Origin of the sequence: Luteibacter sp. W1I16, assembly GCF_050434905.1 — a bacterium.
Classification (GTDB): domain Bacteria; phylum Pseudomonadota; class Gammaproteobacteria; order Xanthomonadales; family Rhodanobacteraceae; genus Luteibacter.
The window spans coordinates 1,710,893-1,735,243 of record NZ_JBNDJJ010000001.1 but is presented as its reverse complement, the minus strand read 5'-3'; the positions used below and the strand labels follow the sequence as shown (position 1 = coordinate 1,735,243).

Here is a 24,351-nt window from a genome sequence, read left to right as displayed (position 1 = left end):
CCCTGTGCTGGCCAGTGAACGGCAACGGCCGGGGCGTGGGACGCGCCCCGGCCGTTCTTCGTCGCACACTCACGGCTTCGGGGAAGCGCCCCAGTCTTCCGGGCCGAAGGAGAGATGAAGCACCGCCTTCGTGTCGTCTTCCAGGGGCGGGTTGTAGTCCAGTGTCGTGCAGCCGGTGGCGAGTTGCCGCTTCACCGCCAGGGTCATGGCTTTCGCCATCTGGCTGGCATAGGCCGGCGATCCCTTGCGCTCGCCCCTGATCGCCACGCGGTAACCGTCGGCGCTGACCCCGTCCTGGAATTCGGCCGGGGCCGACTGCCCGGGCGCCAGCGCCATGACATCCATTTTCTTTCCGCAGGTGCCCACGCTCACGATGTCCACGCCGTCGAGCAGGCTGGCGATGAACCGGTCCGCGCTTTCCGCCAGGGAGTCCACGGCGTCCACCGTCGTGGTGAGGCGGATCTTCACGAAGTACATCTTCCGGTAGAAAAGGTAGGTGCGTGAGGTGAGCATGTCCTGCTGCGCATCGAACACGATCGGCAGGAACCGGCCTTCCAGTTTCTTACCACCCGCAAGACGCGCCGTGTACGCGGCCTCGTCGCCCCACCACACGTTCCGATAGATCTGCTGGCGCTCGGCGAAGGCCACCGACTCGCGGAAGTCGTCGGCGGCGCGGCGTAACATGGTCGCGTTGTCGCCTTCCCCGGCCGGATAGATGAACACGTCGGCGATGATCCAGTCCGCCTTGTCGACGTGGTAACGCAGCGATACGCCGGCCGCGATGTCGCCCTCGTCCGCATAGTTCTTCACAGCGGCAAGGGTGGCCTCGGCCAGGCGCTTGGGCGCGATGATCCAGGTGTCGTCGATGACGCCGCGATGGCTCCGTGCATCGGGCACCGCGAACGGTGGACTGGCTGGTGCCTCCTGCGCACTGGCGACCATGCCGGCCGCCAGGCCGGCCAATACGGGAATCACCTTCCACCGCGACATCGTCACAACAACCCCTGAATAATCGAACGCGAACCCCGTGCGCGCACTATAGCCATCCATTCGCCTCAGCGGGAGCGGTTCGCGCCACGAAGTCGCCGACGCAGAAAAGCGAGGGTCAGCGCTTCCAATTTCCGTGGATACCGCAGCGACGCCTCGGGAATGCGCCGGTGCAATTCGCCTTCCAGCCAGCCCGAGAAAACCTCCGGGTGGATGTACGAGGCGCGGCATACCGCCGGCGTGTTACCTAGTACGGTCGCGACCTGTTTCACGGCGCTGGCGAGGGTGGTTTTCACGGCGCGCTCGCCACCTTCACCGGGCAGCGCGGTCGCGCCGAGCACGGCCACGGCTTGCACGGTGCCACCCCATGTGCGGAAGTCCTTCGCCGTGAATTCGCCGCCGGTCACCTCGCGCAGGTAATCGTTCACCATGCCCGAATCCACCGGCTGGGGGTTGCCCTCGTCATCGATGTACTGGAAGAGGCGCTGTCCGGGGAGTTCCTGCACGCGCCGCACCGCCTTCACCAGCCGGCGGTCGTCGAGTTCGACATCCCGCCACAGGCCGCTCTTGCCACGGAAATGGAAGGTGATGCGGCCCCTGCGCACGGCCACGTGGCGCGAGCGCAGCGTGGTCAATCCGTACGAGTTGTTCTGCTTCGCGTAGCTGTCGTTGCCCACGCGGATCATCGTTTCCTCCAGCAGGCTCACGACCAGGGCAAGCACCTTGTCACGGGGCAGGCCCGGCAGGGCGAGATCCTTGCGCAGGCGCCGGCGCAACTTCGGCAACGCCTCGCCGAACTCGAGGATCCGCTCGAACTTGCCGCGGTCCCGCGTGGTTCGCCAGCGCGCGTGGTAGCGGTACTGCTTGCGCCCCCGCGCGTCGCGTCCGGTGGCCTGCAGGTGCCCGCGTTCGTTGCTGCAGATCCACACGTTCGTGTAGGCCGGGGGAATGGCGAGCGAACGGATGCGTTGGAGCACCGAAGGATCGGTCACGGGCCTGCCGTCCGCATCGAGGTACTGGAACGAGCGGCCCCGCTTGCAGCGGGTCATGCCGGGATCCGTGTCGCACACGTAAACGAGGCCCGCCGCTTTCGCGTGGGCCCGTTCGAGATTCGCCACCGTGAGGGCGTCGGCCGGAGGTTTCCTGGACATGGCCGGCACTATGGTCCGGCGGCCGATCAAGGCCGGGTGAACGTACCGTCAGCCGACGCGGCAGAACACCGCCTTGAGGTAACGGTTCTCCGGCACGTTGCTCGCCACGGGATGATCGGGGCCCGCGCCGGCGATATGCAGTACCTGGATATCGCGGCCCGCGTTCAACGCCACGCGACGGATCATCTCGAGGAAATCGTCCTCGCCCACCAGGCCCGTGCACGAACAGGTGAGCAGGATGCCCCCCGGTGCCAGCACGTCCAGCGCGGTACGGTTCATCGCGAAGTATTTCTTCAACGCGTTCACGACCTGGTTGCGGTCGCGGGTGAGCTTGGGCGGGTCGAGGACCACGGCGTCCCAGGTGTCGCCGCGCGCTATCGCCGCGCGCAGCCATTCGAAGACGTCGCCCTGTTCGAAACGGGCTTCGATGCCGTTCATGCGGGCGTTCTCGCGCGCGACCTCGAGGATGGCCGCGTCGGCGTCCACGCCGGTCGCCTCGCGCGCTCCCGCCTTCATCGCGTGCACGGCGAACCCGCCGGCGTTGCAGCAGAGGTCGAGGACGCGGCGCCCGCGTGCCAGTTCGGCGAAGCGGCGACGGTTGTCGCGCTGGTCGGCGAAGAACCCGGTCTTGTGGCCCAGCCCGGGTGCGGCATGGAACGCCAACCCGTGCTCGTGCACGTCGACCGCCGAGGGCGCATCGTTGGAGCGCACGTCGAAGGATTCCTGGCGTTGCACGTGCTGCTCGGCGAACCAGTGCAGCGACGCCCCCGGGAAGTGACGCAGCAGCTCGGCGTGGATCGTCTCGCGGAAGCGCCACATGCCGGCGGCGAAATATTCCACCACCAGGTGTCCCGCATAGCGGTCCACCACGAGGCCGGACAGTCCGTCGCCCTCGCTGTGAACCACGCGCCATGCATCGCTCACCTCGTCCAGGCGAAGCAACTCCCGGCGCAGTTCCACGGCACGGGCGATACGCTGGGCGATCCAGGCGTCATCGATGGCCTGGTCCGCGTCGGTGGTCAGGAGGCGCAGGGCGACGCGCGCGTGGCCGTTCCAGAAACCGCGGCCGACGAATCGTCCCTTGGCGTCCAGCACGTCCACCACGCTGCCCGGGGGCAGGCGCTCGTCGGGCTTGACGATCTGTGCGGACCAGACCCAGGGGTGGCCGGGGACGCGGTCGGATTTGAGGCGGATGCTGGGAACGGCGGGATTGTTCATCGGTGAATGATACCGGGGCTTAGCGGCCGAAACGCAGGACGAGCCACGAAACCAGGGCGAGCAGGTTGATACCGATGTGGGCGGCCGAGGGGCCGGCGATGGCCAGCAGCCAGCCGTGCTCGGCGATCGCCCAGTCGAAACCGAGGCGCGGCGAGCGCTGCAGGGTCATCGACAGGTTGGCGAAGGCGCCGCTGGAGAGCGCATAACTGAAGAAGGGCGTCGCCACGAGGGGTGCCTGGAGAAACTGCGCCCAGATCGACATGGATGTGCCGCGACTGTCGTTGCTCGCCAGAAATACCCCGGCGACGAGCATGAAGCCGAACAGCAGCACGCCGAGGACGGCCACGATCGCATCCATGCCGACCACGCGCGCACCCAGGAGCCGGTCGAACTGGTGAACGAGGCCGAAGAGCCCGCCGGCGATCTCGAATACCGCGATGATACGAATGAAGAACGAATGCATGGATGCTCCTGGTTGTGTCAAAGGTCGTCGGCGATGTCGTGCAGGTCGGCGATGTGCTGTTCCCACCAACGCGGCTCGGCCGCGAAGGGGAAGGCCGCCGGGAACGCCGGATCGTGCCAGCGCTCCGCGATCCATCCGGCGTAGTGCACTTGCCGCATGGCCCGCAGCACGGGCACCAGGGCAAGCTCCGTGGGATCGAAGTCGCGAAATTGCCCGTAGCCTTCGAGCAGCGCGTTCATCATCGCCTCGTCACCGGCCAGCATCCACAGGTCCTGTACCGCCGGGCCCATGCGGGCGTCGTCGAGATCGACGAAGTGTGGACCCGCATCGGTCCACAGGACATTGCCCGGATGGCAGTCGCCATGCAGGCGAATGGAATGTACGGGACCGATGGCGTCGATGCGTGCCGCCACGGCGTCGTCGACACGCGCGGCCGCCTGGCGATAAGCGTCGAACAGGTGCGCGGGCAACAGGTCCGAACCGAGCGTCGCGCGCATGGGCGCCTCGATCATGGTCGGCCGGTCTAGCGTGGCACGCGTACGGAAGCGCTCGCGCGCCCCGATGGCATGCATCCGTCCCAGCAGCCGCCCGAGCCACTCCAGTTGATCGGCCGATTCCAGCGACGGTGCACGTCCGCCACGGCGCGGGTACAGCGCATAACGGTACCCGTCTTGCCGTAGCAGGCTGCGCCCGTTGAAAACGAGCGGCGCGACCATCGGCAACTCCGCCGCGGCAAGTTCGAGCGCGAACGCGTGTTCCTCTTCGATCGCAGCATCGGTCCAGCGGCCCGGCCGGTAGAACTTGGCGACGACGAAACCGCCGTCTTCGAGGCCGACCTGGAATACGCGGTTCTCGTAGCTGTTCAGCGTGAGCAGGCGGCCGTCGCTCCACGAGCCCGCCGCGTCGACGGCGGCCAGCACGACATCGGGCGACAGTGCCGCGTACGGGGCGGCATCGCTCACGTGCGCAGGTTTCCCGGCGCGCCACCCGTGGAGGGAATCACCGCCATGGTGAGGCGCGAAAGACAGACCAGCTTGCCGCTCTCTTCCTCGATGCGGATCTCCCACACCTGGGTCGTGCGGCCAAGGTGCACGGCCTTGGCGGTGCCGGTCACGATGCCGCCGCGCACGCCACGGATGTGGTTGGCGTTGATGTCCAGGCCGACCGCCAGCTCCTTTTCCACGTCGAGCGTGAGCAGCGCGGCGGAACTGCCCAGCGTCTCGGCGAGCACGACCGACGCGCCGCCATGCAGGAGGCCGAACGGTTGCTGCGTGCGGTGGTCCACCGGCATCGTGCCGCGCAGCCAGTCGTCGCCGAACGCGGTGAAGCGGATGTCGAGGGTCTCCATCATCGTGCCGCGGCTCCAGCCGTTGATCCGGGCGAGGTCGAGGGGTTGCTTCCAGATGGCCATGTTCCGCGTGATCCTGTGGGGCAAGCCGCCATTGTCCTACAATGCGCAGGTGCCCACCGTAACCCTGACATCGTCCGGCAAGCGATTCGACGCCGCCGCGGGCGAGACCGTCCTCGAAGCCGCCCAGCGCGCGGGAATCGCCCTGCCGTATTCGTGCCGCAGTGGCGTATGCGGAAGCTGCAAGGCCACGCTCGTGGAAGGGCAATGCAGTTATCCGCGCAACCCACCGGTCGCATTGTCGGCGTCGGCGCGCCAGCACCGGGCGATCCTGCTGTGCCAGGCCGTACCGTGTGGCGATATCGCCATCCAGGCACGGGAAATCGCCTCGGTGGAAGACATCCCGCACCGCCGGCTCGAGGTCGTCGTGGTGGAACGGCGTGCCCTGGCTCCCGACGTCGTGGGCGTGTGGTTGCTGCCCGCGGACAACGAGCGGCTCAACTGGCTGCCTGGCCAGTACCTCGACGTGATCCTCGAGGATGGCAAGCACCGTCCGTTCTCGATCGCCAGCGGCCCGCGCACGGACGGGAGGATCGAACTGCACGTGCGTCACGTCCCGGGCGGCGGATTCACCTCATGGGTGTATGAATCGCTGCGCGTGGGCGACCGCCTGACCATCGAGGCGCCGTTGGGCACCTTCGTGCCCCGTGAGGATTCCGAACGGCCGATGCTTCTCGTGGCCGGCGGCACGGGCTTCGCGCCGGTGAAGGCGATCGTCGAGCATTTCATCGCGCTAGGCACGCGGCGGCCGATGTTCGTCTACTGGGGCGCACGCACGGTAGCCGACCTCTACCTCATCGACCTGGCGCGGCGCTGGACCGATGAATTGCCCACGATCACCTTCATTCCGGTGCTCTCGGACCCGCAGGCGGCGCGGATGAGCGGCCTGCGCGAAGGCCTGATCCATGAGGCGGTGCTGGAAGATCATCCCGATCTCCGCGACTTCGACCTGTACATGAGCGGCCCACCGCCGATGATCGCGGCGGGCCGGCAACTGTTCGTCGAGGCGAACCTGCCGGAGGACCGGCTCTACTTCGATTCGTTCGACGTGGCGCCCGATGTGCTCGACGCGATCCTGCGCGGCCGCGCCGGCATCCACGGGCTCTGATTATTTCTTGCCCTTCACCACGGGCAGCTGCGCGGTCTGCCAGGCATAGGTGCCACCTTCGAGCACGAACACCTTGCTGAAACCGGCCTTGATCAGACGGTTGGCCGCCTTGCCCACGCCACGGCCGTCCTTGTCGACCAGCACCACCGGCAAGTCCTTCGCCTTCGAGAGATCCTTCTGGGTCTCCGGGTCGAACTGGCTCATGGCCACGTTCTTCGCGCCGGGAATGTGCGCTTTCTCGTAATCGGCGCTGGCCGAGAGATCGACGATCAGCGGTGTGTCGCGGTTGATCAGCTGGGTGAGGCCGGCCGGCGTCAGGCTCTTCCACTTGCGGAACAGACGTCCGACTTCGCCCGCGACCAGGGCGACCAGGATCACCACGAAAAGCGCCACCAGCGCGGTGTGGTTGCTCACGAAGGCGGGCAACTTCTGCAGTACGTCGTTCATCGTGTCTTTTCGCGTCCCAGGGGGATAAACGGCCGATTATATCGGCTTAGCGCGGCGAGAAGTCCGGCAGCCCGGTCATCAGGCGCCACTTGTTCTTTTCGCGGTCGTAATGCCAGCGCTGGCGGTCGACGATGCTGCGCTCGGACTGGGTATTGATGTTCACCACGCTGATCTGGACCACTTGCACGACATCGTCGTCACCGTCGGGCCGGGGGCCCGCGCCCTCGTCGTAGCCGGTGACACGCAGCTGCTGGAGACGGCCCTGTTCGACGGAACTGATGGGGTGTTCCTCGGCGTAGTCCTTGTCGATGAAGGTCTGCGCCTGGGTGAAGTCGCCCCAGCGGATCGCCGAGGCGTAGCCCATGAGGGTCCGGTTGAGCGCCTCGCTGCGCTTGTCGGCGGCGCAACCCGCGAGGGCCATGAGGACTAGGGCGAGGGCGGGCAGGGCGAACGGGCGCATGGTGGCTTCCTTCGGGGCGTCGGGCGGCATTATGCCCGGCGCTTGGCCACGAAACGCGCATCGAGGCTGGCCAGCGGCTTGCCGTCGGCGCCGGGTACCACGCAGGTGAAATCGGCCCGGGCCCGCCCACGGGCATCGAGGGTGGCGAAAAAGGGCTCCCAGCGGGCTCCCGGAGCCAGGCTGGCTTCCGCCCGGAGGTCGTCCCACACCGGGGCGAGATAGCGCACGGTGGAGTCGGCCACGAAGACGTCGCAGTCGTCGCCGCGCCGGCGCAGGCAGGCCTCGACCAGGGCCCAGCAGGCGATCGTCATCAGGCTGGCCAGGCTGCCGCCGAACGCGCATCCCTTGTCGTTGATGTTGGGCTTCAGCGGCGCGGTCATGGTCAGGCGCTCGCCGTCGAACGCGGCGATACGAAGTTCCATGGCGCGGGCCAGGGGAATGCCGTCGAGGATGAAGCGCTCGAGATCGGCCAGGGCAGCTTGAATCATGGTCATAAGCGGTCAAGTCTACGAGGCGCGGCGATCCGTTCGCATCCGTATGGCTTCCCCCCAACCTTCGGCATTGGTGGTCACGCCCCCACCTTCCTATCCTGACCTGTCACTCGCAGGATGCCTTGAAGTGAGCCGCTCCCTTCCCCTTCGTAACGTTACCGTCGTCATCACCCGTCCCGCCGGTACCGCCGGCCCCCTGGCCCGCCGCGTTCGCAAGCTCGGCGGCATCCCGGTGAGCGTGCCCGGGCTCTCCTTGCGCGCCACGGAAGACGCGACGGCCGTCGATGCGGCCCTGCGCCGCGCGCTGGAGGGCGACGTGCTCGTGTTCACCAGCCCGGCCGCCGTGCGTTTCGCGGCCGATGTATTGCCCCTGGCCACCCGTGCCGCCGTGATCGCCGTGGGCCGTGGCACGGCACGCGCGTTGAAGACCGCCAGCGTGGCCGACGTGCGTTTCCCCGAAACCTCTCAAGACAGCGAGGGCGTGCTCGCCCTTCCGGAACTGACAGCCGTCGCAGGCAAGCGCGTGGCCCTGGTCGGCGCGCCCGGCGGCAGAGGGCTGATCCGCGAGCAGCTGGCCCTGCGCGGCGCGCTGATCGAGGATATCCATGTCTACCATCGGGTGGCGCCGCGTATCGACCGGCGTCATATCGACCCCTTGCTGAAGCTCGGGCGCCGCTCGGCGGTGCTGCTTTCCAGCGCCGAGGCCCTGGATCACCTGCGCCGCGCCCTGATCGCTCCGGCATGGCGGAAGCTGGTCCAGGCCGTGGCGGTGGTCAGCAGCGACCGCTTGCGGGAGATCGCTGTGGAGGCAGGTTTCGAGCGCGTGGCGGTGGCGCGTTCGGCGCTTCCGACCGATCTCCTCCAGGCCGCCACCGAGGTCTCGTTCACCCGCCGTTGAGGGAGGTGTTCCATGCGTTGGCGTATGGCCTGCTAGCATGCCCGGCATGACGAACGAGACCCCTCCGACCGATACCGCCCCGGCTTCGCCGGCCCCGGCCGCCGCGCCGTCGCCCGTTCGCGCCGCACGGCCGCCCGATCCTTCGCCTCGCAGGGGTGGAGGCACCCTCGCCGTCGCCATCCTGTTCTCCCTGGCTGCGCTGGGTGCGGCGGGCTACACGGCATGGACGGTGTGGAACCTGCGCCAGGATGTCGGCGCCGCGAACGGTTTGCGTGGACAGGTCGATACGTTGCAGGCGGCGGTCGAGGGGGTGCGGGACGACAACGCCACGCTCCGCCGCCGGATCAGCGACGCCGATGGGGTCAACCGCTCGGCGCGTGAAGAAATGCTCGGGGTCTCCGAGCGCACGCGAAACCTCGAGGACGCCGTGGCGAACCTCTCCGAACGCAGCCTCAGCGGGCACGACGCCATGCTGCTGGACGAGGCCGAGTCGTTGCTGCGCATGGCCAAGGAGCGCTTCGCGCTGTTCGGCGATGCCAGTGGCGCGTTGTCCGCCTACGACCTCGCCGACAAGACGCTCGCTGCCGTGAACGACGCGGCGTTCGCCGCGGTGAGGCAGAACGTGGCGGCCGAGCGCGAGGCGCTCGCCGCCGTGGCGCCCGTCGCACGCGCGAACGACCTGGCGGCGTTGGCCGAGCTGCGCGCGCAGTTACCGACCCTGCCCCTGAAGAGTTCCGATGCGAAGACGGCCGACAACGGGCAGCGTGACTTCTGGCAGCGAGCCGGCAACGCCCTCGGCAGCATCGTGAAAGTCAGTCATGACGACGGCACGCCTCTGGGGCTCGCCGACGACCGGATCGCCCGCGAACTCGCCGCGCTGGATGTCGCGCACGCCGAGGCGGCAGTGCTCGCTTACGACGACGTGAACCGGCAAGCGGCGCTGAAGCGCGTCGACGCCGCGCTCGCCGCGCGATTCGATACCTCCGCGCCGGCGGTGCAGGCCGCCCGTTCGCGCGTATCGGCATTGCTGGCCAGCCAGACGAAGGGAGCCGAACCGAAGCTCGGCGCGGCGCTGACCGAATTGCGCAACCTGCGCTCCGTGCACGCGTTGAAAGGTGGCGCATCCACGGCGGCTCCCGCGCATGCGGGGTCGGCCGCGTCACCGCATGAGGACACGCCATGAAGCTCTGGCGCTGGATTGTCGGCCTGATCCTCATCGCGGCGATCGCCGCCTTCGCATGGCATTGGGTCGCCGACGACCCGGGCTACGTGCTTATCCATCTGCGCGGTACCAACGTGCAGATGACCGTGGTGACGGCGGTGGTGCTCCTGCTGCTCGCCTGGGCGGCGGTTTCGGTGCTGGTCGCCCTGATCCGGTGGCCGTTCGGTGCGATGACCCGGCGCCATCGCCGGCTGAGCCGGCAGCGTCTCGCCGACGGCCTCGTATCGTTGATCGAGGGACGCCACGGGGAAGCGGAACGCGACCTCAACCGGGCGGCACGCTATCCGTCGGTTCGCGGCCCGGCGTTGCTCGCCGCGGCCGAAGCCGCGGAACGCCATGGCGAATCGGCCCGCGCGCTGGAAACACTCGACCAGGCCGCGCAGGAGGCGCCGCGCGCCGCGCGGGTCATGCGCGCGCGTCTGCTGCGTCGTACCGGACGGCCGGGCGAGGCAGCCGCGTTGCTGGCTCCCGAGGCGAACAGCGGTGGACTGACACCCGCGGGCTGGATCGAATTCGCCGAGGCTTCGCTGGAGACCGGTGAGCCGCGCAATGCGTTGCGTGCCCTCGATCCGTTGCAAAAGAGTGGCGAGCTGGGCTCGCGTGCCTACGCCGAGATCGAGTCGCGCGTCATCGCCGCCTATGTACGCAGCGCTCCCGATGGTGCTTCGCTGGCCACGTTGTGGTCGCAGTTGCCGAAGGGCCAGCGCCGCCTGCCTGCCGCCGTGGACGCCTATGCGCAGCAAGCCGCGCGGTTCGGCCAGACGATGGCCGCGATGGACGAGATCGAAACCGCGCTGCGTCGCGAATGGTCGCCGTCGCTTGTCGCCACCTACGGAAGCATGGGCGCGGAAGACCTGGAACAGCGCCTGCGTCGTGCCGAAAGCTGGATAGATACCCATCCCAACGACGCCGTGCTGCTCACCGCCGTCGCTCGCATGTGCGTGCGTGTGCGCCTTTGGGGCAAGGCGAAGCCGTACCTCGAACGTGCGCTGGCGATCGAGCCGAATGCCGCCGCCTGGGAAGCCCTCGGGGATGTCTACGTCGGCGAAGACCATCCGGAACTCGCCCAGCGTTGTTATCGCAATGCCCTGGCATTGGCCCGTGAGGAAGCGACCGAGGCCTTGCCGGACGAATTGCGCAGCCGTCGCATCGACACCCGCGTCACGGCGGTGGAAGAGCGCGACCAGCATGGCGTGCCGCGCTTGTCGCCCTGATCACTGGTTGGCAGCACCAACGAAGTACATCAGGTTGTCTGCATTTTTGACAGCATTCGCTCGGTTGGATGTCGTCAACTCGTGCGCTCCATTCCGGCCGTACACATAGTCCGCCGTCTCTCCACCTCGATAATCCACGAAATGTGAGACTTCGTGGATTATGGTCAGTCGTTGACTGTCATACGCACCATCGCTCACGGGGAGTTCGAAGAATCGATCGCAAAGATGAATGATGTTCCTTGGTTCGGTTTGCGTCCATGCGGCCGTATTCCACGGATATGTGCTCGGGCAGCCACAAAGATACGCTTCGCCTCCCAATCGGAGTCCGACGGAATTGAGCGACTTCACCATGAGATAGTCATCGTCTTTCCGCCAGTAGTCGGTATAGGAAGGCCGTGAAAGATATGACTCCGCCTGGTTCCTCGCCACACCGAACCAGTAGTCGTAAACATTATCTTGCTTCAACCGGCCCGAATAGGTCGTATTGCCGAGGTCATCCTCGCCAAGTTCGACGAAGTAGAGATTTTCAATGCGCGTCCGCGCCTTGCTTACCCATACGTGGGCGTCGAGTCTGGCTGCGGAGATCGCCGAGTATTGCTCAGTGGTGCATTCCTTCGCGGGGTCCGGCTCAGCTCTATGTGTCTGAGCGCTTTCTTTCCTTGGCATGTACGTGAACGTGATCGTGTTGCTCCGCTCCATCAAGCGATGGTCTTTGAGCTGACCTCGGCCACCATCCTCCTGACTGTATCCGTAGGCATATGACTGTTCATAGCTCAGTTCGTAGCGGGTACCAGGTAGAAGCTTGTAATCCGCGGTGAGGTCCACCTCGTGCGAGAGTGTTTCGCCGGGTGCCAGGCGGCCGTAATAGCTATCACCATCCTCCGGCAATATCCGAACAAGGCGGCCGATGAATTTTGCTGCATCACCCCGTTCATCGACCACCTTGAAGACATTGTTCATGAGGTGATTTTCGGGTGTGTACAGAGGCGTATGAACCCTTGGAAGATAGATCGTCGACTTGCCATTGTTCTTCAGCGTGACCGAGACGGTTCCGTTGCTCCACATCGAGGGTCTGCTGGCATCTTCAAGCGAAACTTCCAGTTCGCGGTTTTCTTCTTGTCCACCGGCAAATGCACGGCCAGCAAAGACCAGCGATCCGGTGACCAGCATCAATATCTGTCTTTTCATCCCTATCTCCGGCGTCTCCATTGATTCGTCGACATTAACGAATCGCTTGGGATTGGCAACACAAGATTGCCAAGGTCGCGGGTTGCTTGGCTGTCCTGTCTAGCCCTTGTGATGCTGTCAGAAATTTTCCCTGATACAAATCGGATATACCCGCGTCCTAACTAGGTGAACACTCAGCTGTGAGCTTCTGTGTGGCCACGTAAATCCGTTGCAGTAACGGTTTAGAGGAGGGTCAGCGCTTCATTGCGCCGTGTCGGACAAACTCGAAGACGGGCTCGTTTGCTCGTGCCAGCGGCCGGCTCGTTGGCAGCGATGAGCGCGAGTCTTCAGCGCGTCGACCTCGTCAGGTCGCTTGCCAGCGAATGCATCCGGTTTGTCCAACTCCGTGTAGAGCTCCATGCATCGATTCAGAGTGTCTCCTTGGGAGGACACGCTGAGAAATGGCATAGGCGACAAGGATGGCGAACGTAGTAAGTCACTGACCGTGATACTCGCGAGTCCGCCGACACTGACCACTGCGAGGATGGCGGCGGCGCACCACCCGACTCTTCGATAGCTGCGCTTAGGCGCAGCGGCGGCCTGAGCATCGAATCCTGCGCGCCACGCTTGAAGCGTTTCGCCAGCAAGATGGAGACCGAGCCATGCGGGAAAGCGTTCGTTGAGCTTCGCGATCTCCGGCCAATATCGCAACACGGCGCTATCGAGGCGTGCCTCGGCCTGCGCAAATAGTTCCAGCCATGTCCGTCTCCGATCCGCCGGGAGCGTGAGCCATGCCTCTCGTTGGGACAGCACCACGCCGACCCACTGGCCACGCTGTCTCAACGCCGCGAGGTGTCCTACCTCATTCCAGTGGAAGCGTGTTTCGGCGGCGGCGAACACCTCGGCCCGGTGCGCGATGCGCTGAAGTCCGACGAGATCGATCAGGTGTTCCTCGAACTGGCCAGGTGCGTCGATATACTGCGTGCGCAACTCCGCGAGTATGTCGTCGAGCATGCGCGGTATGCTTTCGGCCCGATGTGCGCCGACGTCGGCGGCGAATCGCCAGGCAAGCGTCACCGTGTAGTCGACCGGGAGGGACGGCGATTCGTCCGGTGATGGCTTGTCCGCCGCGCCACCGGCCGTGAGTGCAGACCCGTCGACAGGCGTTTCGCCGCTCGTGGCCACCGTGGTATCCATCTGCTCGCACCACGCGCGTGCGGCTTCGTAGGCCTGGCGAAGGCGCTGGAAGGCGTCTGGGTCGGTTGCCGGATCGACCTTCCGGACCGCCACCGCATACGCCCGGCGCACGGCGATCTCGTCCGCATGCGCGGGAAGCCCGAGGACGTCCAGGTGCCAGGGAAGCGCCGTGCTCACGCCGGGTCCGGTGCGAATCGATCGTCACGCTCGATCGCCTGCAAGGACTCGCGGAACGCAACGGCGTCGCGTACGATCAGTCGTTGATCCTGCGTGGCAAGCACCTGCTCGAAACGAAGAATGACGCGGCCGAGCCGCTCGCGGGGCTCGCCTAGGAATTGCTCGTAGAGACGTTCGGCGCGCGCGAGAAGGGTGCGGTATTCGAGCGTGTCACGCGGGTGAATCTTGAGGATCGACAGCGCCTGCAATCGCCGTGCGATCTCCTCCGCGGGCATGTGCGCCTCGCCGCTTTCGATCACCAGCCGCCTCACTTCGCCGCTGGCGACGACGCTCACCTCGACTTCCAGGAGGTCGTTCACGTCATAGGTAAACCGGACATCGACGCCGTCGCCGTGTCCTGGGCCGGGCAGAATGGGTATCGTGAGTTCGCCGAGGGTGATGTTGTCGCGGACCATGCGCGACTCGCCCTGGTAGATGCCGATGCGAATCTGTTTCTGCTCCGGCGTCGCTGGCGAAAAGCGCTCGACGCGGCTGACGGGAACGGCGGTATTGCGCTGGATCACCGGCACGAAGAAGCCCGGTGCCTGCGATCCGTCGTCGAGTTGGCGCACGACGTCGGTACCGACCGTGTACGCACACACGTCCGTCATCACCATCTCGTCGAGCGCCTTGTCCTTCATCTTCATGCCCGCCTGCACCGCGGCACCCATGGCGACCACCTGGTCGGGGTTATGGCCGACGGCCGGGAAGCGGCCGAACATGCGCGTGGCCAGCGCGCGGATCACCGGCATGCGCGTGGCGCCGCCGGCCAGCACCACGCTGTCGAGATCCGCGGCACGGATACGCGCGTCACGCATGGCGCGCTCGATCGGGCGCCAGAGGCGGTTGAGCAGCGGTTGGGCCAGCTTTTCGAATGCGGCGGCGTCGATGGCGACCCGGGTCGAACGATCCTCGTAACGAACGTCCAGCGTGGCGGTGCCGCCGGCGCTCAGTTCCCGTTTGGCCCGTTCGGCGCTGGCCACCAGGCGCTGCATGAAGCGTGGATCGTCGCGCGCCGCTTCAGGCACGCCGTTCGCGAAGGCGAGATCCGCGATCGACCTGGTGAAGTCCTCGCCACCGAGCATGTTGTCGCCGGCGCTGGCGCGTACCTCCACGACGCCTTCGAACATTTCGAGGATGGATACGTCGAACGTGCCGCCGCCGAGATCGAAAACGAGAAACCGCGCCAGGCTCCCCGTGTCGTGCCGCCCATGGGCGAGCGCGGCGGCGGTCGGTTCGTTGAGCAGGCGCTCCACCTTGAGGCCCGCGAGCTCGCCGGCCCACCGGGTCGCCTTGCGTTGCGCGTCCGAAAAGCAGGCGGGCACGGTTACGATGGCCCTGGTGACCGGCTCGCCGAGGAAAGCCTCGGCATCCGCCTTGAGCGAGCGCAGGACCAGGGCGGACAGTTCCTCCGCGCGGTAATCGCGGTCGCCCAGGCGCACGCTGCGGGAGCTGCCCATGTAGCGCTTGAACAGCGAGGCCGTCTGTTGCGGATGGGTCTGAAGGCGTTCACGGGCCGCTTCCCCGACGAGGATGCTGCCATCTTCGTCGACACCGACGCACGACGGTGTCAGCACGCCGCCGAGTGCATTGGGAATCAGCCGCGGGGCACCGTCCAGCCACGCCGCGACGAGGCTGTGGGTCGTGCCCAGGTCGATGCCGACGATCATGCGGTCCCCTTCCCCCCGGAAGTCCCTTACAACGCGGTCAGATTCGCATAAGCGTAAACCAACCACTTGCTTCCGGCGTCCTCGAAATTCACCTGCACGCGCATGTGGGCGCCGGCACCCTCGGCACTGACGATCGTTCCTTCGCCGAACTTCGGGTGGCTGACCCGCTGTCCGAGTCGGACCGGTGATGCTTCTTCCATGGACGCGGAAGCGTAGCGGTCGGCATAGGCCGGCCGCGAGACCTGGACGCGCGGACGCAGCTCATCGATCAGTTCCGGTGGAATCTCGCCGAGGAAGCGCGACGGCCGGGCGAGCATTTCCGTGCCGTGCATGCGGCGCGATTCCGCATGGGAAAGATAGAGGCGCTCGCGGGCGCGGGTGATGCCCACATAGGCGAGCCGGCGCTCCTCCTCGAGGCGGTTGTCTTCCTCGGTGGATCGCTGGCTCGGGAAAAGCCCTTCTTCCATGCCGACCAGGAAGACCACCGGAAACTCGAGGCCCTTCGCCGAATGCAGTGTCATCAACTGCACGCAGTCGTCCCAGGCCTCGCCCTGGCCTTCGCCCGCTTCCAGTGCCGCATGCGAGAGGAAAGCGGAAAGTTCGTTGAGCCCCGCGTCGACGTCTTCCGGCGTCATCTCGAAGCGGCTGGCCACGTTGACCAGTTCGTCCAGGTTTTCCACGCGGGCTTCGCCGTTGCCGCGTTTGTCGTTCTCGTAGAAGTCGCGCAAGCCGGTATGGATGATGGCGTGTTCGATCTGTTCGGCGAGGCCGAGCGCGTCCCGCGCATCGTCGTCCGCCGCGTCGCCGTCGCCGCGTCCGGCGAAGGTGCGCGCGAGGTTGTCGATGAGGCCGATGAAGGCCTTCACGGCGTTCTTCGCGCGGCCGGCCATCGAACCGATGGATGCCTCGGTGAGGGAAGCCTCCCACATCGAGCTGCCGTCGGTGCGCGCGCGCCGGCGCAGTTCGTCGAGCGTGCGGTCGCCGATGCCGCGTGGCGGTGTGTTCACGGCGCGTTCGAACGCGGCGTCGTCGTGACGATTCGACGCGAGGCGCAGGTACGCGAGGGCGTCCTTGATCTCGGCGCGTTCGAAGAAGCGAAGCCCGCCGTAGACGCGGTAAGGCAGGTCGCGCTGGATCAGCTGTTCTTCGAAGTTGCGCGACTGGGCGTTGGAGCGGTACAGGATCGCGCAGTCGCGAGCGTTCCCGTGCTCGGCGATGTATTCACGGATGCGTTCGATGACGAAGCGTGCTTCGTCCTGCTCGTTGTAGGCGGCATACAAGGCGATGCGCTCACCTTCACCGCCATCGGTCCATAGCTGCTTGCCGAGGCGGCCGCCATTGCGCGAGATGACCGCGTTGGCGGCTTTCAGGATCGTTGAGGTGGAGCGGTAGTTCTGCTCCAGGCGGATCGTCTTCGCGCCCGCGAAATCACGCAGGAACTGCTGTACGTTCTCGACTTTCGCGCCACGCCATCCATAAATGGCCTGGTCGTCGTCGCCGACGACGAAGGCCTGGCCCGTATCGCCCGCGAGCACGCGTATCCAGGCGTACTGCAGTGTGTTGGTGTCCTGGAACTCGTCGATCAGCAGATAGCGCCAGCGATCCTGGTAGTGCTTGAGCACCTGCGGGTCCTTCAGCCACAACTCGTGCGCACGCAGCAGGAGTTCGGCGAAGTCGACCAGGCCGGCGCGCTGGCACTGCTGTTCGTAGGCCTTGTAGATCTCGACGAAGGTGCGGGTCACCGGGTGGTCGCGGTGCTCGATCGCGTCGGGGCGCTTGCCCTCGTCTTTCCAGTTGTTGATCTGCCACGAGGCCTGTCGCGGCGGAAAGCGCGCCTCGTCCAGGCCCATGCCGGCGATCACGCGCTTTATCAGCCGTTGCTGGTCGTCGGAATCGAGGATCTGGAACCCTTCGACCAGGCCGGCCTCGCGCCAGTGACGGCGCAGCAGGCGATGGGCGATGCCGTGGAAGGTCCCGACCGTGAGGCCTTGCGTGCCCCCCGGGATGACGCCATCCAGGCGGGTGCGCATCTCGCCTGCCGCCTTGTTGGTGAAGGTGACGGCGAGGATCGCCCACGGCGGCACGCGGTCCACCTGCGTGAGCCAGCCGATGCGGTTGGTCAGGACGCGCGTCTTGCCGGAGCCCGCACCGGCAAGGATCAGGTAATGGCCGGGCGGGGCGCTGACGGCCTCCCGTTGGGCGTCGTTGAGGGAGTCGAGAAGGTGGGAAACATCCATCCGCCCATTGTAGCGGTTGGGGGCCGTGCCGGCCCCCGAGCCGCGTCAGCGCTTCTGCGCGATGCCAGCCACGGCGACGATGCCGCCGATAACGATGCCGGCGATGCCCACCCACTGGGGAATGGCCTTGTCATGGGTGGCTTCGATCTTGGCCGAACCGATGGATGCGACGGTGTCGGTCTTGCTGTAGCTGCCGTTGCCCAGGGTCACCCAGAGGCCGAGGCCGATAAGGATGACGCCGACGATGATTAGACCTGCGCGCATATGCATTCCCCTCCTGGTTCGATGTGGCCGAGAGGATGCGGGTGTGAATGTGCAGGCTTTGTCTTTGCCATCGGCAAAAAAAACCCCGAGAGCCAGGGGAGCTCTCGGGGCCGGTGGACGGTCGGACCCAGGGGAAGATCGGACCGTCCGCAGGGTGACTCCAGGAGCGGAGTCCACCGATGGGACGCCGTTGCGTGCGTCCGAAGATATAGACGTCCGGAAGCGGTCGAAGTTGCAACGCGGATCGAAAAAAAGTCAGCCGGCGTTCATGAGCCTATGAATCAGTGGCTTGGCGCCGCCCTACCTGAACGACTATACGGAAATCTTACGTTTGGATGGCTATCCACCCGGTCAGTGGGCTTCGTCCCAGTTCGCCCCGACACCGATATCGACCTGTAGCGGAACGCTGAGAGTGGCAGCACCTGTCATGTGCTTCTCGATACCGGCACGCACCTCGTCCACGGCCTCCTCGCGTACCTCGAAGACCAGTTCGTCGTGCACCTGCATGAGCAGGCGCACGTCGTTCCGGGGTTCGATCCACGCGGCCACGGCGATCATGGCTCGCTTGATGATGTCGGCGGCCGTGCCCTGCATCGGGGCATTGATCGCCGCGCGTTCTGCGCCGGCGCGGAAGGCCTGGTTGCGCGAGTTGAGGTTCTCGAGATACAGGCGGCGGCCGAACAGCGTCTGTACGTAGCCGTCGCGATGGGCCTGTTCGCGGGTGGCGTCCATGAAGGCGCGCACGCCGGGGTAGCGCGAGAAATAACGGCCCATGTAGTCGGACGCCTCGCCACGGTCGACGCCGAGCTGACGGGCCAGACCGAAGGAACTCATGCCGTACATCAGGCCGAAGTTGATCGCCTTGGCCGCGCGGCGCTGGTTCGTGGTGACGTCGGCCGGAGCCACGCCGAACACTTCCGCCGCCGTCGCGCGGTGCACGTCGCCGCCTTCCTTGAAGGCCCGGAGGAGGCCCTCGTCGTTGGAGAGGTGGGCCATGATGCGCAACTCGATCTGTGAATAGTCCGCCGCGAGGATGCGCCACCCCTCGGGGGCGACGAAGGCCTGGCGGATGCGCCGGCCTTCCTCGGTGCGCACCGGGATGTTCTGCAGGTTCGGGTCGGACGAGCTGATCCGGCCCGTGGCCACGGCACCCTGGTGATAGCTGGTGTGCACGCGCCCCGTGCGCGGGTTGACGATGCCGGCGAGCTTGTCGGTATAGGTCGAGCGCAGTTTGGCCAGGCCCCGGTATTCGAGGATCAGGCGCGGCAGTTCGTGCGTATCGGCGATCGCCTCGAGCGCCTCTTCGTTCGTCGACGGCTGGCCGGTCGGTGTCTTGATCTTCGCCGCCAGTCCCAGTTCGTCGAACAGGACGGCTTGCAACTGCTTCGGGGAATCGAGGTTGAAGTCGTGGCCGGCGGAGGCGTAGGCCTGCTTCTGCAGTTCGACCATGCGTTTGCCGAGTTGCTGGCTCTGCTTGCGCAGCTCGTTCGCGTCGATCAGTACCCCGATACGCTCCATCTTCGCAAGGACGGGAACGAGCGGAATCTCGATGTTCTCGTACACGTCGCGCAGCGTGGGCTCGGTTTCCAGCTTCGGCCATAGCGCGTGATGCAGGCGCAGCGTGATGTCGGCGTCCTCGGCGGCGTAGCGGCAGGCCGTGTCGCAATCGACCTGGGAGAAGGAGATCTGTTTCGCCCCCTTGCCCGCGACGTGTTCGTACTTGATCGTCGTGTAGCCGAGGTAGCGCGATGCGAGCGAATCCATGTCGTGACGTGTCGCGGTCGCGTTGAACACGTACGACTCCAGCATCGTGTCGTGCGCCAGGCCCCGCAACGCGATGCCGTAGTGCGACAGGATGTTGATGTCGTACTTGCCGTGCTGGCCGACCTTGGGCCGGTTGGGATCTTCGAAGATCGGCTTCAGGGCGCCGAGCACGTGTTCCCGCGACAGCTGGGTGGGCGCGCCCGGATAATCGTGGGCGAGGGGAACATAGGCCGCCTTGCCCGGTTCCACGGCCAGCGACAGGCCGACGATGTCCGCCTGCATCGCGTCGATGCTGGTGGTCTCTGTATCGAAGGCGATCAGCGGCGCGGTCTCCAGCTTTTCCAGCCAGGCGGCAAGGCGTTCCTCGGTCACGATGAGTTCGTATTCGCCCTCGGCGCCGAGGGCGGCGTCGGGAGCCACGTGGGCCGCCGGCGCCGGGGTGGGCGAGGGTGTCGCGGCGCCCGGCACCGCAGGGCCCGCGGCGGCCGCGTCCAGGTCTTTCAAGGCCGCCTTGAAGTCGTAACGCGTGTAGAGTTCGCGCAGGGCCTCGACGTCGCGGTCGCGCATGCGCAGGTCGGCAGGGCCTTGCTCCAGCGGTACGTCGGTGCGGATCGTGACCAGCTCGCGGGACAGCGGAAGGCGCGGGATCGCCGCCCGCAGGTTCTCGCCGATCTTGCCGCCGATCTTGTTCGCGTTCGCGAGCAGCTGGTCGAGGTCGTTGTATTCCGCCAGCCACTTCGCGGCCGTCTTCGGGCCGCATTTCTCCACGCCCGGCACGTTGTCGATGCTGTCGCCCATGAGCGTGAGATAATCGACGATCTGTTCCGGACGCACGCCGAACTTCTCGATGACACCGTCGATGTCCATCGTGGTGTTGGTCATCGTGTTGATCAGCACGATGTGCGCGCCGACCAGCTGGGCGAAGTCCTTGTCGCCGGTGGAGATGATCGTGTCGATGCCCTGGTCGGCAGCCTGCCGCGCCAGCGTGCCGATGACATCGTCGGCCTCGACGCCGGGTACGCAAAGAATCGGGAAGCCGAGTGCGCCCACGATTTTCATCATCGGATCGATCTGCGCGCGCAGGTCGTCGGGCATGGACGGCCGGTTCGCCTTGTACTCGGGGTACAGGTCGTCGCGGAAGGTGCGGCCGGGCGCGTCGCAGACGAAGGCGACATAGTCGGACCCGGCCTTCATCGTCGTGCGCAGCATGTTGACGATGCCGAACAGCGCGCCGGTGGGTTCGCCGTAGGTGTTGGTCAGGGGCGGCAGCGCGTGGAACGCGCGGTACAGGTACGAGGACCCGTCGATGAGCGTGAGCGTAGGCATTTTCCGATTCTCTCATGGCCGCGCGCGGGTCGTCCGTTCACGTGGCCGGAGGGGTGGGAATTGCTATCCTCGCTGTCCCCTATGGAGAGATTCCCATGAACCGCTCGCATGCTCTCGCTGCCGCGCTTGCCCTGGTCCTGACGCTACCCGCCATCGCGCAGAACGCCCAGGATCCGTCGTCGTTCAAGCCGGCGCCGCCACCGCCGGGCCTGAACGACCCGGGCGTCAAGGCGGGTGAGGCGGACCGCTCGGGCCTGAAGCCGGTCGAGCGGCCGGTGACTTACGACGAGGCCCAGGATGGCAAGACCACGCCGGCCACGTCGGATGCCAATGGCGGTTCGCGTTCCGCCGTGGCGCTGCCCTCGATGCAGGACAATGGCGCGGTCGATGCCCGCGGCCAGCAGGCGCCGCAGGTGACCGTGCGCCAGCAGGGCGACGATCGCGTCGAGGAATACCGCACAGGCGGCAAGCTGTTCATGGTGGTGGTGACGCCGAAGAACGGCGTGCCGCAGACTTACATGGCCGATCCGGATGGGAAACTCCATCACGACCCGAAGAATGGGCCAGTGAACCCGGTGTATTACAAGGTTTACGAATGGGGTCAGGCGCCCAAACCTGCTGGTTCGAACTGAGGTCGGCGATGGGTGCTTGCCTCACCCATCCAGCTCCGGGTAATGCCGGAAGATGCCGTTCGTGTTGAATGGCAGCCGCCGTTCCGAGGCGAGGTACGCCGCGATATTCGGACGATCCGCCACGCGCCTGGCCAGGTCACGTAGCAGCGGCAGTTTCTGCCGCGCCATCGCCTTCGGAAAGGCGTAATCCAGTCCGGCCATCACCTGGAACAACGACAGGTCGACGTAGGAATGCTCGCGCAGCGGATGCTTTCCACCGGCGCGTTCCAGCACCTGTTCGAAGTAACCCAGGAATTTCGGAATCCTCGACTCGCGGAAGTCCTTCGCACGGCGCCTGGCCTCGGCACGCTGGTCCTCGTAGTACTGCTCCGTCGACACCGGATGATGCGTGTCGTGCGCCTCGGCCACGAGGTCGGCGACGGTCAGCTGCAATTGATGGGCGTAGAGACGCTTCGACTCGCTCACGGGGACCAGTCCGTGCCGCGGACCGAGGTACTGGAGGATGTTCGCCACCTGCGCGATCACCAGTCGCCCCGATGTCAGGAACGGCGGCGCGAAGGGCAGGGCCCCCTCCTTTTCTGCCCCGAGGAAGGCCGTCATGACCTCGTCGCCTTCCTCGCGGGCGACGTCGATGTACGCCGCGCCGGCATCTTCCAGGCACAGGCGGACGAATTCCCCGCGGCCTTGCAGGCCCGTCCAGTAATACAACCGATAGCTCATCGGCAGGCTCCCGCGATGAAAGCGCGGATGATGAGACGTGCGCACTCAAGCCAACGTGAGCGCGATGTCCCGCAGCATGTTCCATACGGTCTGTGCCGGTGGCGACAGGGAACGCGCACGGCGTCTCAACAAGGTCACCTCGCGATCCACCAGTGGCGATAGCGGCCGTTCGGACAGGCCGGGACGCAAGGCGTCCAGCGACAGGGCGGGCGTGATCGTGACGCCGAGGCCCGCCTCGACCATGCGGAAGGCGGTGTGCGGATGGCCCACCTCGAGTGCCACGTGCATCGGAATGTCCTGGGTGGCGAACGCGGCGTCGATCAGCCGGCGGCTGCCCGAGGCATGGTCGAGCAGGATCAGGGGCTCTCGCGCCAGCGCCTTCCACGGTACGACCGGCTTCGCTGCGAAAGCATGATCGTCGCGGCAGACCAGCCGGAACGGATCGCGCAGGATCGTCTCCGTGTCGAACTCCTCCACGGTGGCAGGCTCGACCGTGAGCCCGAAGTCGACTTCGCCGCCGCGCACGGCATCCAGCACCTGCGCCTGGGTCTGGTCGCGCAGCAGGATTTCCAGCGAAGGGTGCTCCACGGCACACCGGCCGATGCAGGTGGGCAGGAGGCCCGCCGAAAGAGTGGGCACGGCCGCGACGCGCACCCGGCCGCGTAGCGGATCGGCCTGCGCGCGGGCATGGGTCAGCACGCCGTCGAGTTCATCCAGCACGCGGGACACGGCCTGTTCCAGGTACCTGCCCGCCTCCGTCGGCACGACCTCGCGGGTGCTGCGGTCGAACAGGCGTACGTCCAGTTCCGCCTCCAGGTCGGCGATCAGACGGCTCACCGCGGGCTGGGTGAGGTGCAGAGCCTCCGCAGCGCGACGGAAGTGCCGGTGCCCGGCGACGGCGAGGAAGGCGCGAAGCTGGCGGAGGGAAACATTCATGACTGGAATGTATCACTGGATCAGATAAAACGATTTGCCTTATGGATCGGCCGGCGGTGGAATAGCTCCCCTCCCTCCTCCTTTGCCGATGGCTGCCATGCGCCGCTTCCTACCCGATGGATTCACGCTTTCCCTAGTCGCCACCGTGGTGCTGGCCAGTTTGTTGCCGTGCCGCGGGTATGCCGCGGGCGTCTTCGAGATCGTCACCGACATCGCCATCGGACTCCTGTTCTTCCTGCACGGCGCGAAGCTCTCGCGCGACGCGGTCGTGGCGGGCATGACCAACTGGCGACTGCATCTCACCGTGCTGGCGAGCACGTTCCTGCTGTTTCCCTTGCTCGGCATCGTCTTGAAGCCCGTGCTTTCACCACTGGTCTCGCCGGACCTCTATCTCGGCATCCTCTTCCTCTGCACGTTGCCCTCCACGGTGCAGTCCTCGATCGCCTTCACGTCGATCGCGCGTGGCAACGTGCCGGCGGCGATCGTATCGGCGTCTGCATCGAGCTTGCTGGGTATCTTCATCACGCCGTTGCTGGTCGGCGTGGTGATCGCGGGCACGGGACAGGGAGGGCTTTCCTGGCACGCCGTCGGCGCGATCGTGATGCAATTGTTCGTGCCGTTCGTGGCCGGGCAGATCGCGCAGCGATGGATCGGCGGCTGGGTGCGCAAGCACGCCACGCTGCTTACTTTCGTCGACCGCGGGTCGATCCTCCTGGTGGTCTACACCGCCTTCAGCGCGGCGGTGCTGCAGGGCCTGTGGCATCAGCTGCCGGTGCCGGTACTGACGGGGCTGGTGGTGGTGAATGCGGTCCTGCTGGCCTGCGCGCTGCTGATCACGCGCTATGGCGCGAGGGCGCTCGGCTTCGACAAAGAGGACGAGATCACGATCGTGTTCTGCGGCTCGAAGAAGAGCCTGGCCTCGGGCGTCCCGATGGCGAAGGTGTTGTTCGCGGGGCATCCGTTGGGGTTGATCGTGTTGCCGATCATGCTGTTCCACCAGATACAGCTGATGGCGTGCGCGGTGCTGGCAAGGCGTTATGCGTTGCGCAGGGAGGGGGCTGAAGCGGCGTTTGTCGCGGGCGGTGCGGGGCGGTGAGGCGAGCTTGAATCGCCGACAGGGTCGGCTCCCACCAGGGCAAGTTCAACCTTTGCTTT

Annotated in this window: 23 protein-coding genes; 6 read left to right on the top strand and 17 right to left on the bottom strand. The window is 66.1% G+C overall.

Annotated features, from left to right (window positions below):
• Positions 1–69 precede the first annotated feature (69 nt).
• The 6 genes from QFZ41_RS07735 to QFZ41_RS07710 form a co-directional block, all read right to left on the bottom strand.
• The gene (locus tag QFZ41_RS07735) at positions 70–990 is read right to left on the bottom strand and encodes a hypothetical protein (protein WP_429198223.1); all 921 of its coding nucleotides are present in this window, start codon (positions 988–990) and stop codon (positions 70–72) included.
• A 65-nt stretch (positions 991–1,055) separates the two neighbouring features.
• Entirely contained in the window at positions 1,056–2,138 is a 1,083-nt protein-coding gene (locus tag QFZ41_RS07730) for a DNA topoisomerase IB (RefSeq protein WP_429198222.1), read from the bottom strand.
• Positions 2,139–2,186: 48 nt separating this feature from the next.
• Positions 2,187–3,356: a class I SAM-dependent rRNA methyltransferase gene (locus tag QFZ41_RS07725; protein ID WP_429198221.1), complete on the bottom strand. Its 1,170-nt coding sequence runs from the start codon at positions 3,354–3,356 to the stop codon at positions 2,187–2,189.
• Between the two features lie 19 nt (positions 3,357–3,375).
• Complete coding sequence (locus QFZ41_RS07720) at positions 3,376–3,819, bottom strand: hypothetical protein (RefSeq protein ID WP_429198220.1); 444 nt, start codon at positions 3,817–3,819, stop codon at positions 3,376–3,378.
• Positions 3,820–3,836: 17 nt separating this feature from the next.
• The gene (locus QFZ41_RS07715; RefSeq protein WP_429198219.1) at positions 3,837–4,781 is read right to left on the bottom strand and encodes a serine/threonine protein kinase; all 945 of its coding nucleotides are present in this window, start codon (positions 4,779–4,781) and stop codon (positions 3,837–3,839) included.
• Entirely contained in the window at positions 4,778–5,230 is a 453-nt protein-coding gene (locus QFZ41_RS07710) for a hotdog fold thioesterase (RefSeq protein WP_429198218.1), read from the bottom strand. The genes QFZ41_RS07715 and QFZ41_RS07710 overlap by 4 nt, the downstream gene beginning before the upstream one ends.
• On the opposite strand from QFZ41_RS07710, the gene QFZ41_RS07705 reads away from it, so the two are divergent.
• Positions 5,223–6,335: a 2Fe-2S iron-sulfur cluster-binding protein gene (locus QFZ41_RS07705; protein WP_429198217.1), complete on the top strand. Its 1,113-nt coding sequence runs from the start codon at positions 5,223–5,225 to the stop codon at positions 6,333–6,335. The two genes, QFZ41_RS07710 and QFZ41_RS07705, sit on opposite strands and share 8 nt — an antisense overlap.
• On the opposite strand, the gene QFZ41_RS07700 is transcribed toward QFZ41_RS07705, so the two are convergent.
• From QFZ41_RS07700 to QFZ41_RS07690, 3 genes are read right to left on the bottom strand one after another with little or no spacing between them, the layout of a single operon-like run.
• On the bottom strand, positions 6,336–6,782 hold the full coding sequence (locus QFZ41_RS07700) for a rhodanese-like domain-containing protein (protein WP_429198216.1): 447 nt from the start codon (positions 6,780–6,782) through the stop codon (positions 6,336–6,338).
• Positions 6,783–6,828: 46 nt separating this feature from the next.
• Complete coding sequence (locus QFZ41_RS07695; protein WP_429198215.1) at positions 6,829–7,242, bottom strand: hypothetical protein; 414 nt, start codon at positions 7,240–7,242, stop codon at positions 6,829–6,831.
• Between the two features lie 29 nt (positions 7,243–7,271).
• Positions 7,272–7,730: a YiiD C-terminal domain-containing protein gene (locus QFZ41_RS07690; protein ID WP_429198214.1), complete on the bottom strand. Its 459-nt coding sequence runs from the start codon at positions 7,728–7,730 to the stop codon at positions 7,272–7,274.
• Positions 7,731–7,860: 130 nt separating this feature from the next.
• Here QFZ41_RS07690 and QFZ41_RS07685 point away from each other — a divergent pair, with 130 nt between their 5' ends.
• From QFZ41_RS07685 to QFZ41_RS07675, 3 genes are read left to right on the top strand one after another with little or no spacing between them, the layout of a single operon-like run.
• Positions 7,861–8,631, top strand: coding sequence for a uroporphyrinogen-III synthase (locus QFZ41_RS07685; RefSeq protein WP_429198213.1), 771 nt, complete (start codon positions 7,861–7,863; stop codon positions 8,629–8,631).
• 46 nt (positions 8,632–8,677) lie between these two features.
• A complete protein-coding gene (locus QFZ41_RS07680; RefSeq protein ID WP_429198212.1) occupies positions 8,678–9,814 on the top strand; it encodes a uroporphyrinogen-III C-methyltransferase in 1,137 nt (378 codons plus the stop codon).
• Complete coding sequence (locus QFZ41_RS07675; protein ID WP_429198211.1) at positions 9,811–11,067, top strand: heme biosynthesis protein HemY; 1,257 nt, start codon at positions 9,811–9,813, stop codon at positions 11,065–11,067. Before QFZ41_RS07680 ends, QFZ41_RS07675 begins: the two co-directional genes overlap by 4 nt.
• Here QFZ41_RS07675 and QFZ41_RS07670 read toward each other — a convergent pair whose 3' ends face one another.
• The 6 genes from QFZ41_RS07670 to polA all read right to left on the bottom strand — a co-directional run bounded on the left by QFZ41_RS07670 (position 11,068) and on the right by polA (position 20,908).
• Positions 11,068–12,255, bottom strand: a complete 1,188-nt coding sequence (locus tag QFZ41_RS07670) for a M35 family metallo-endopeptidase (protein ID WP_429198210.1) — start codon at positions 12,253–12,255, stop codon at positions 11,068–11,070. It abuts the gene before it with no gap.
• Positions 12,256–12,495: 240 nt separating this feature from the next.
• Positions 12,496–13,542: a hypothetical protein gene (locus QFZ41_RS07665; RefSeq protein WP_429198209.1), complete on the bottom strand. Its 1,047-nt coding sequence runs from the start codon at positions 13,540–13,542 to the stop codon at positions 12,496–12,498.
• 62 nt (positions 13,543–13,604) lie between these two features.
• Positions 13,605–15,317, bottom strand: a complete 1,713-nt coding sequence (locus tag QFZ41_RS07660) for an Hsp70 family protein (RefSeq protein WP_429198208.1) — start codon at positions 15,315–15,317, stop codon at positions 13,605–13,607.
• Positions 15,318–15,343: 26 nt separating this feature from the next.
• Entirely contained in the window at positions 15,344–17,554 is a 2,211-nt protein-coding gene (uvrD, locus tag QFZ41_RS07655; RefSeq protein WP_429198207.1) for a DNA helicase II, read from the bottom strand.
• A 45-nt stretch (positions 17,555–17,599) separates the two neighbouring features.
• The gene (locus QFZ41_RS07650; protein WP_426286559.1) at positions 17,600–17,818 is read right to left on the bottom strand and encodes a hypothetical protein; all 219 of its coding nucleotides are present in this window, start codon (positions 17,816–17,818) and stop codon (positions 17,600–17,602) included.
• Positions 17,819–18,169: 351 nt separating this feature from the next.
• The gene (polA, locus tag QFZ41_RS07645; RefSeq protein WP_429198206.1) at positions 18,170–20,908 is read right to left on the bottom strand and encodes a DNA polymerase I; all 2,739 of its coding nucleotides are present in this window, start codon (positions 20,906–20,908) and stop codon (positions 18,170–18,172) included.
• Between the two features lie 95 nt (positions 20,909–21,003).
• Here polA and QFZ41_RS07640 point away from each other — a divergent pair, with 95 nt between their 5' ends.
• Positions 21,004–21,540: a DUF2782 domain-containing protein gene (locus QFZ41_RS07640; protein WP_429198205.1), complete on the top strand. Its 537-nt coding sequence runs from the start codon at positions 21,004–21,006 to the stop codon at positions 21,538–21,540.
• 21 nt (positions 21,541–21,561) lie between these two features.
• Here the strand turns inward: QFZ41_RS07640 and QFZ41_RS07635 are convergent, their stop codons facing one another.
• Complete coding sequence (locus QFZ41_RS07635; RefSeq protein ID WP_429198204.1) at positions 21,562–22,260, bottom strand: glutathione S-transferase; 699 nt, start codon at positions 22,258–22,260, stop codon at positions 21,562–21,564.
• 45 nt (positions 22,261–22,305) lie between these two features.
• Positions 22,306–23,196: a LysR family transcriptional regulator gene (locus QFZ41_RS07630; RefSeq protein WP_429198203.1), complete on the bottom strand. Its 891-nt coding sequence runs from the start codon at positions 23,194–23,196 to the stop codon at positions 22,306–22,308.
• 97 nt (positions 23,197–23,293) lie between these two features.
• Between QFZ41_RS07630 and QFZ41_RS07625 the strand changes: the two genes are divergently transcribed.
• Positions 23,294–24,292 (top strand): bile acid:sodium symporter family protein, encoded by a 999-nt coding sequence (locus tag QFZ41_RS07625; RefSeq protein WP_429198202.1) that lies wholly within the window; start codon positions 23,294–23,296, stop codon positions 24,290–24,292.
• Positions 24,293–24,351 lie beyond the last annotated feature (59 nt).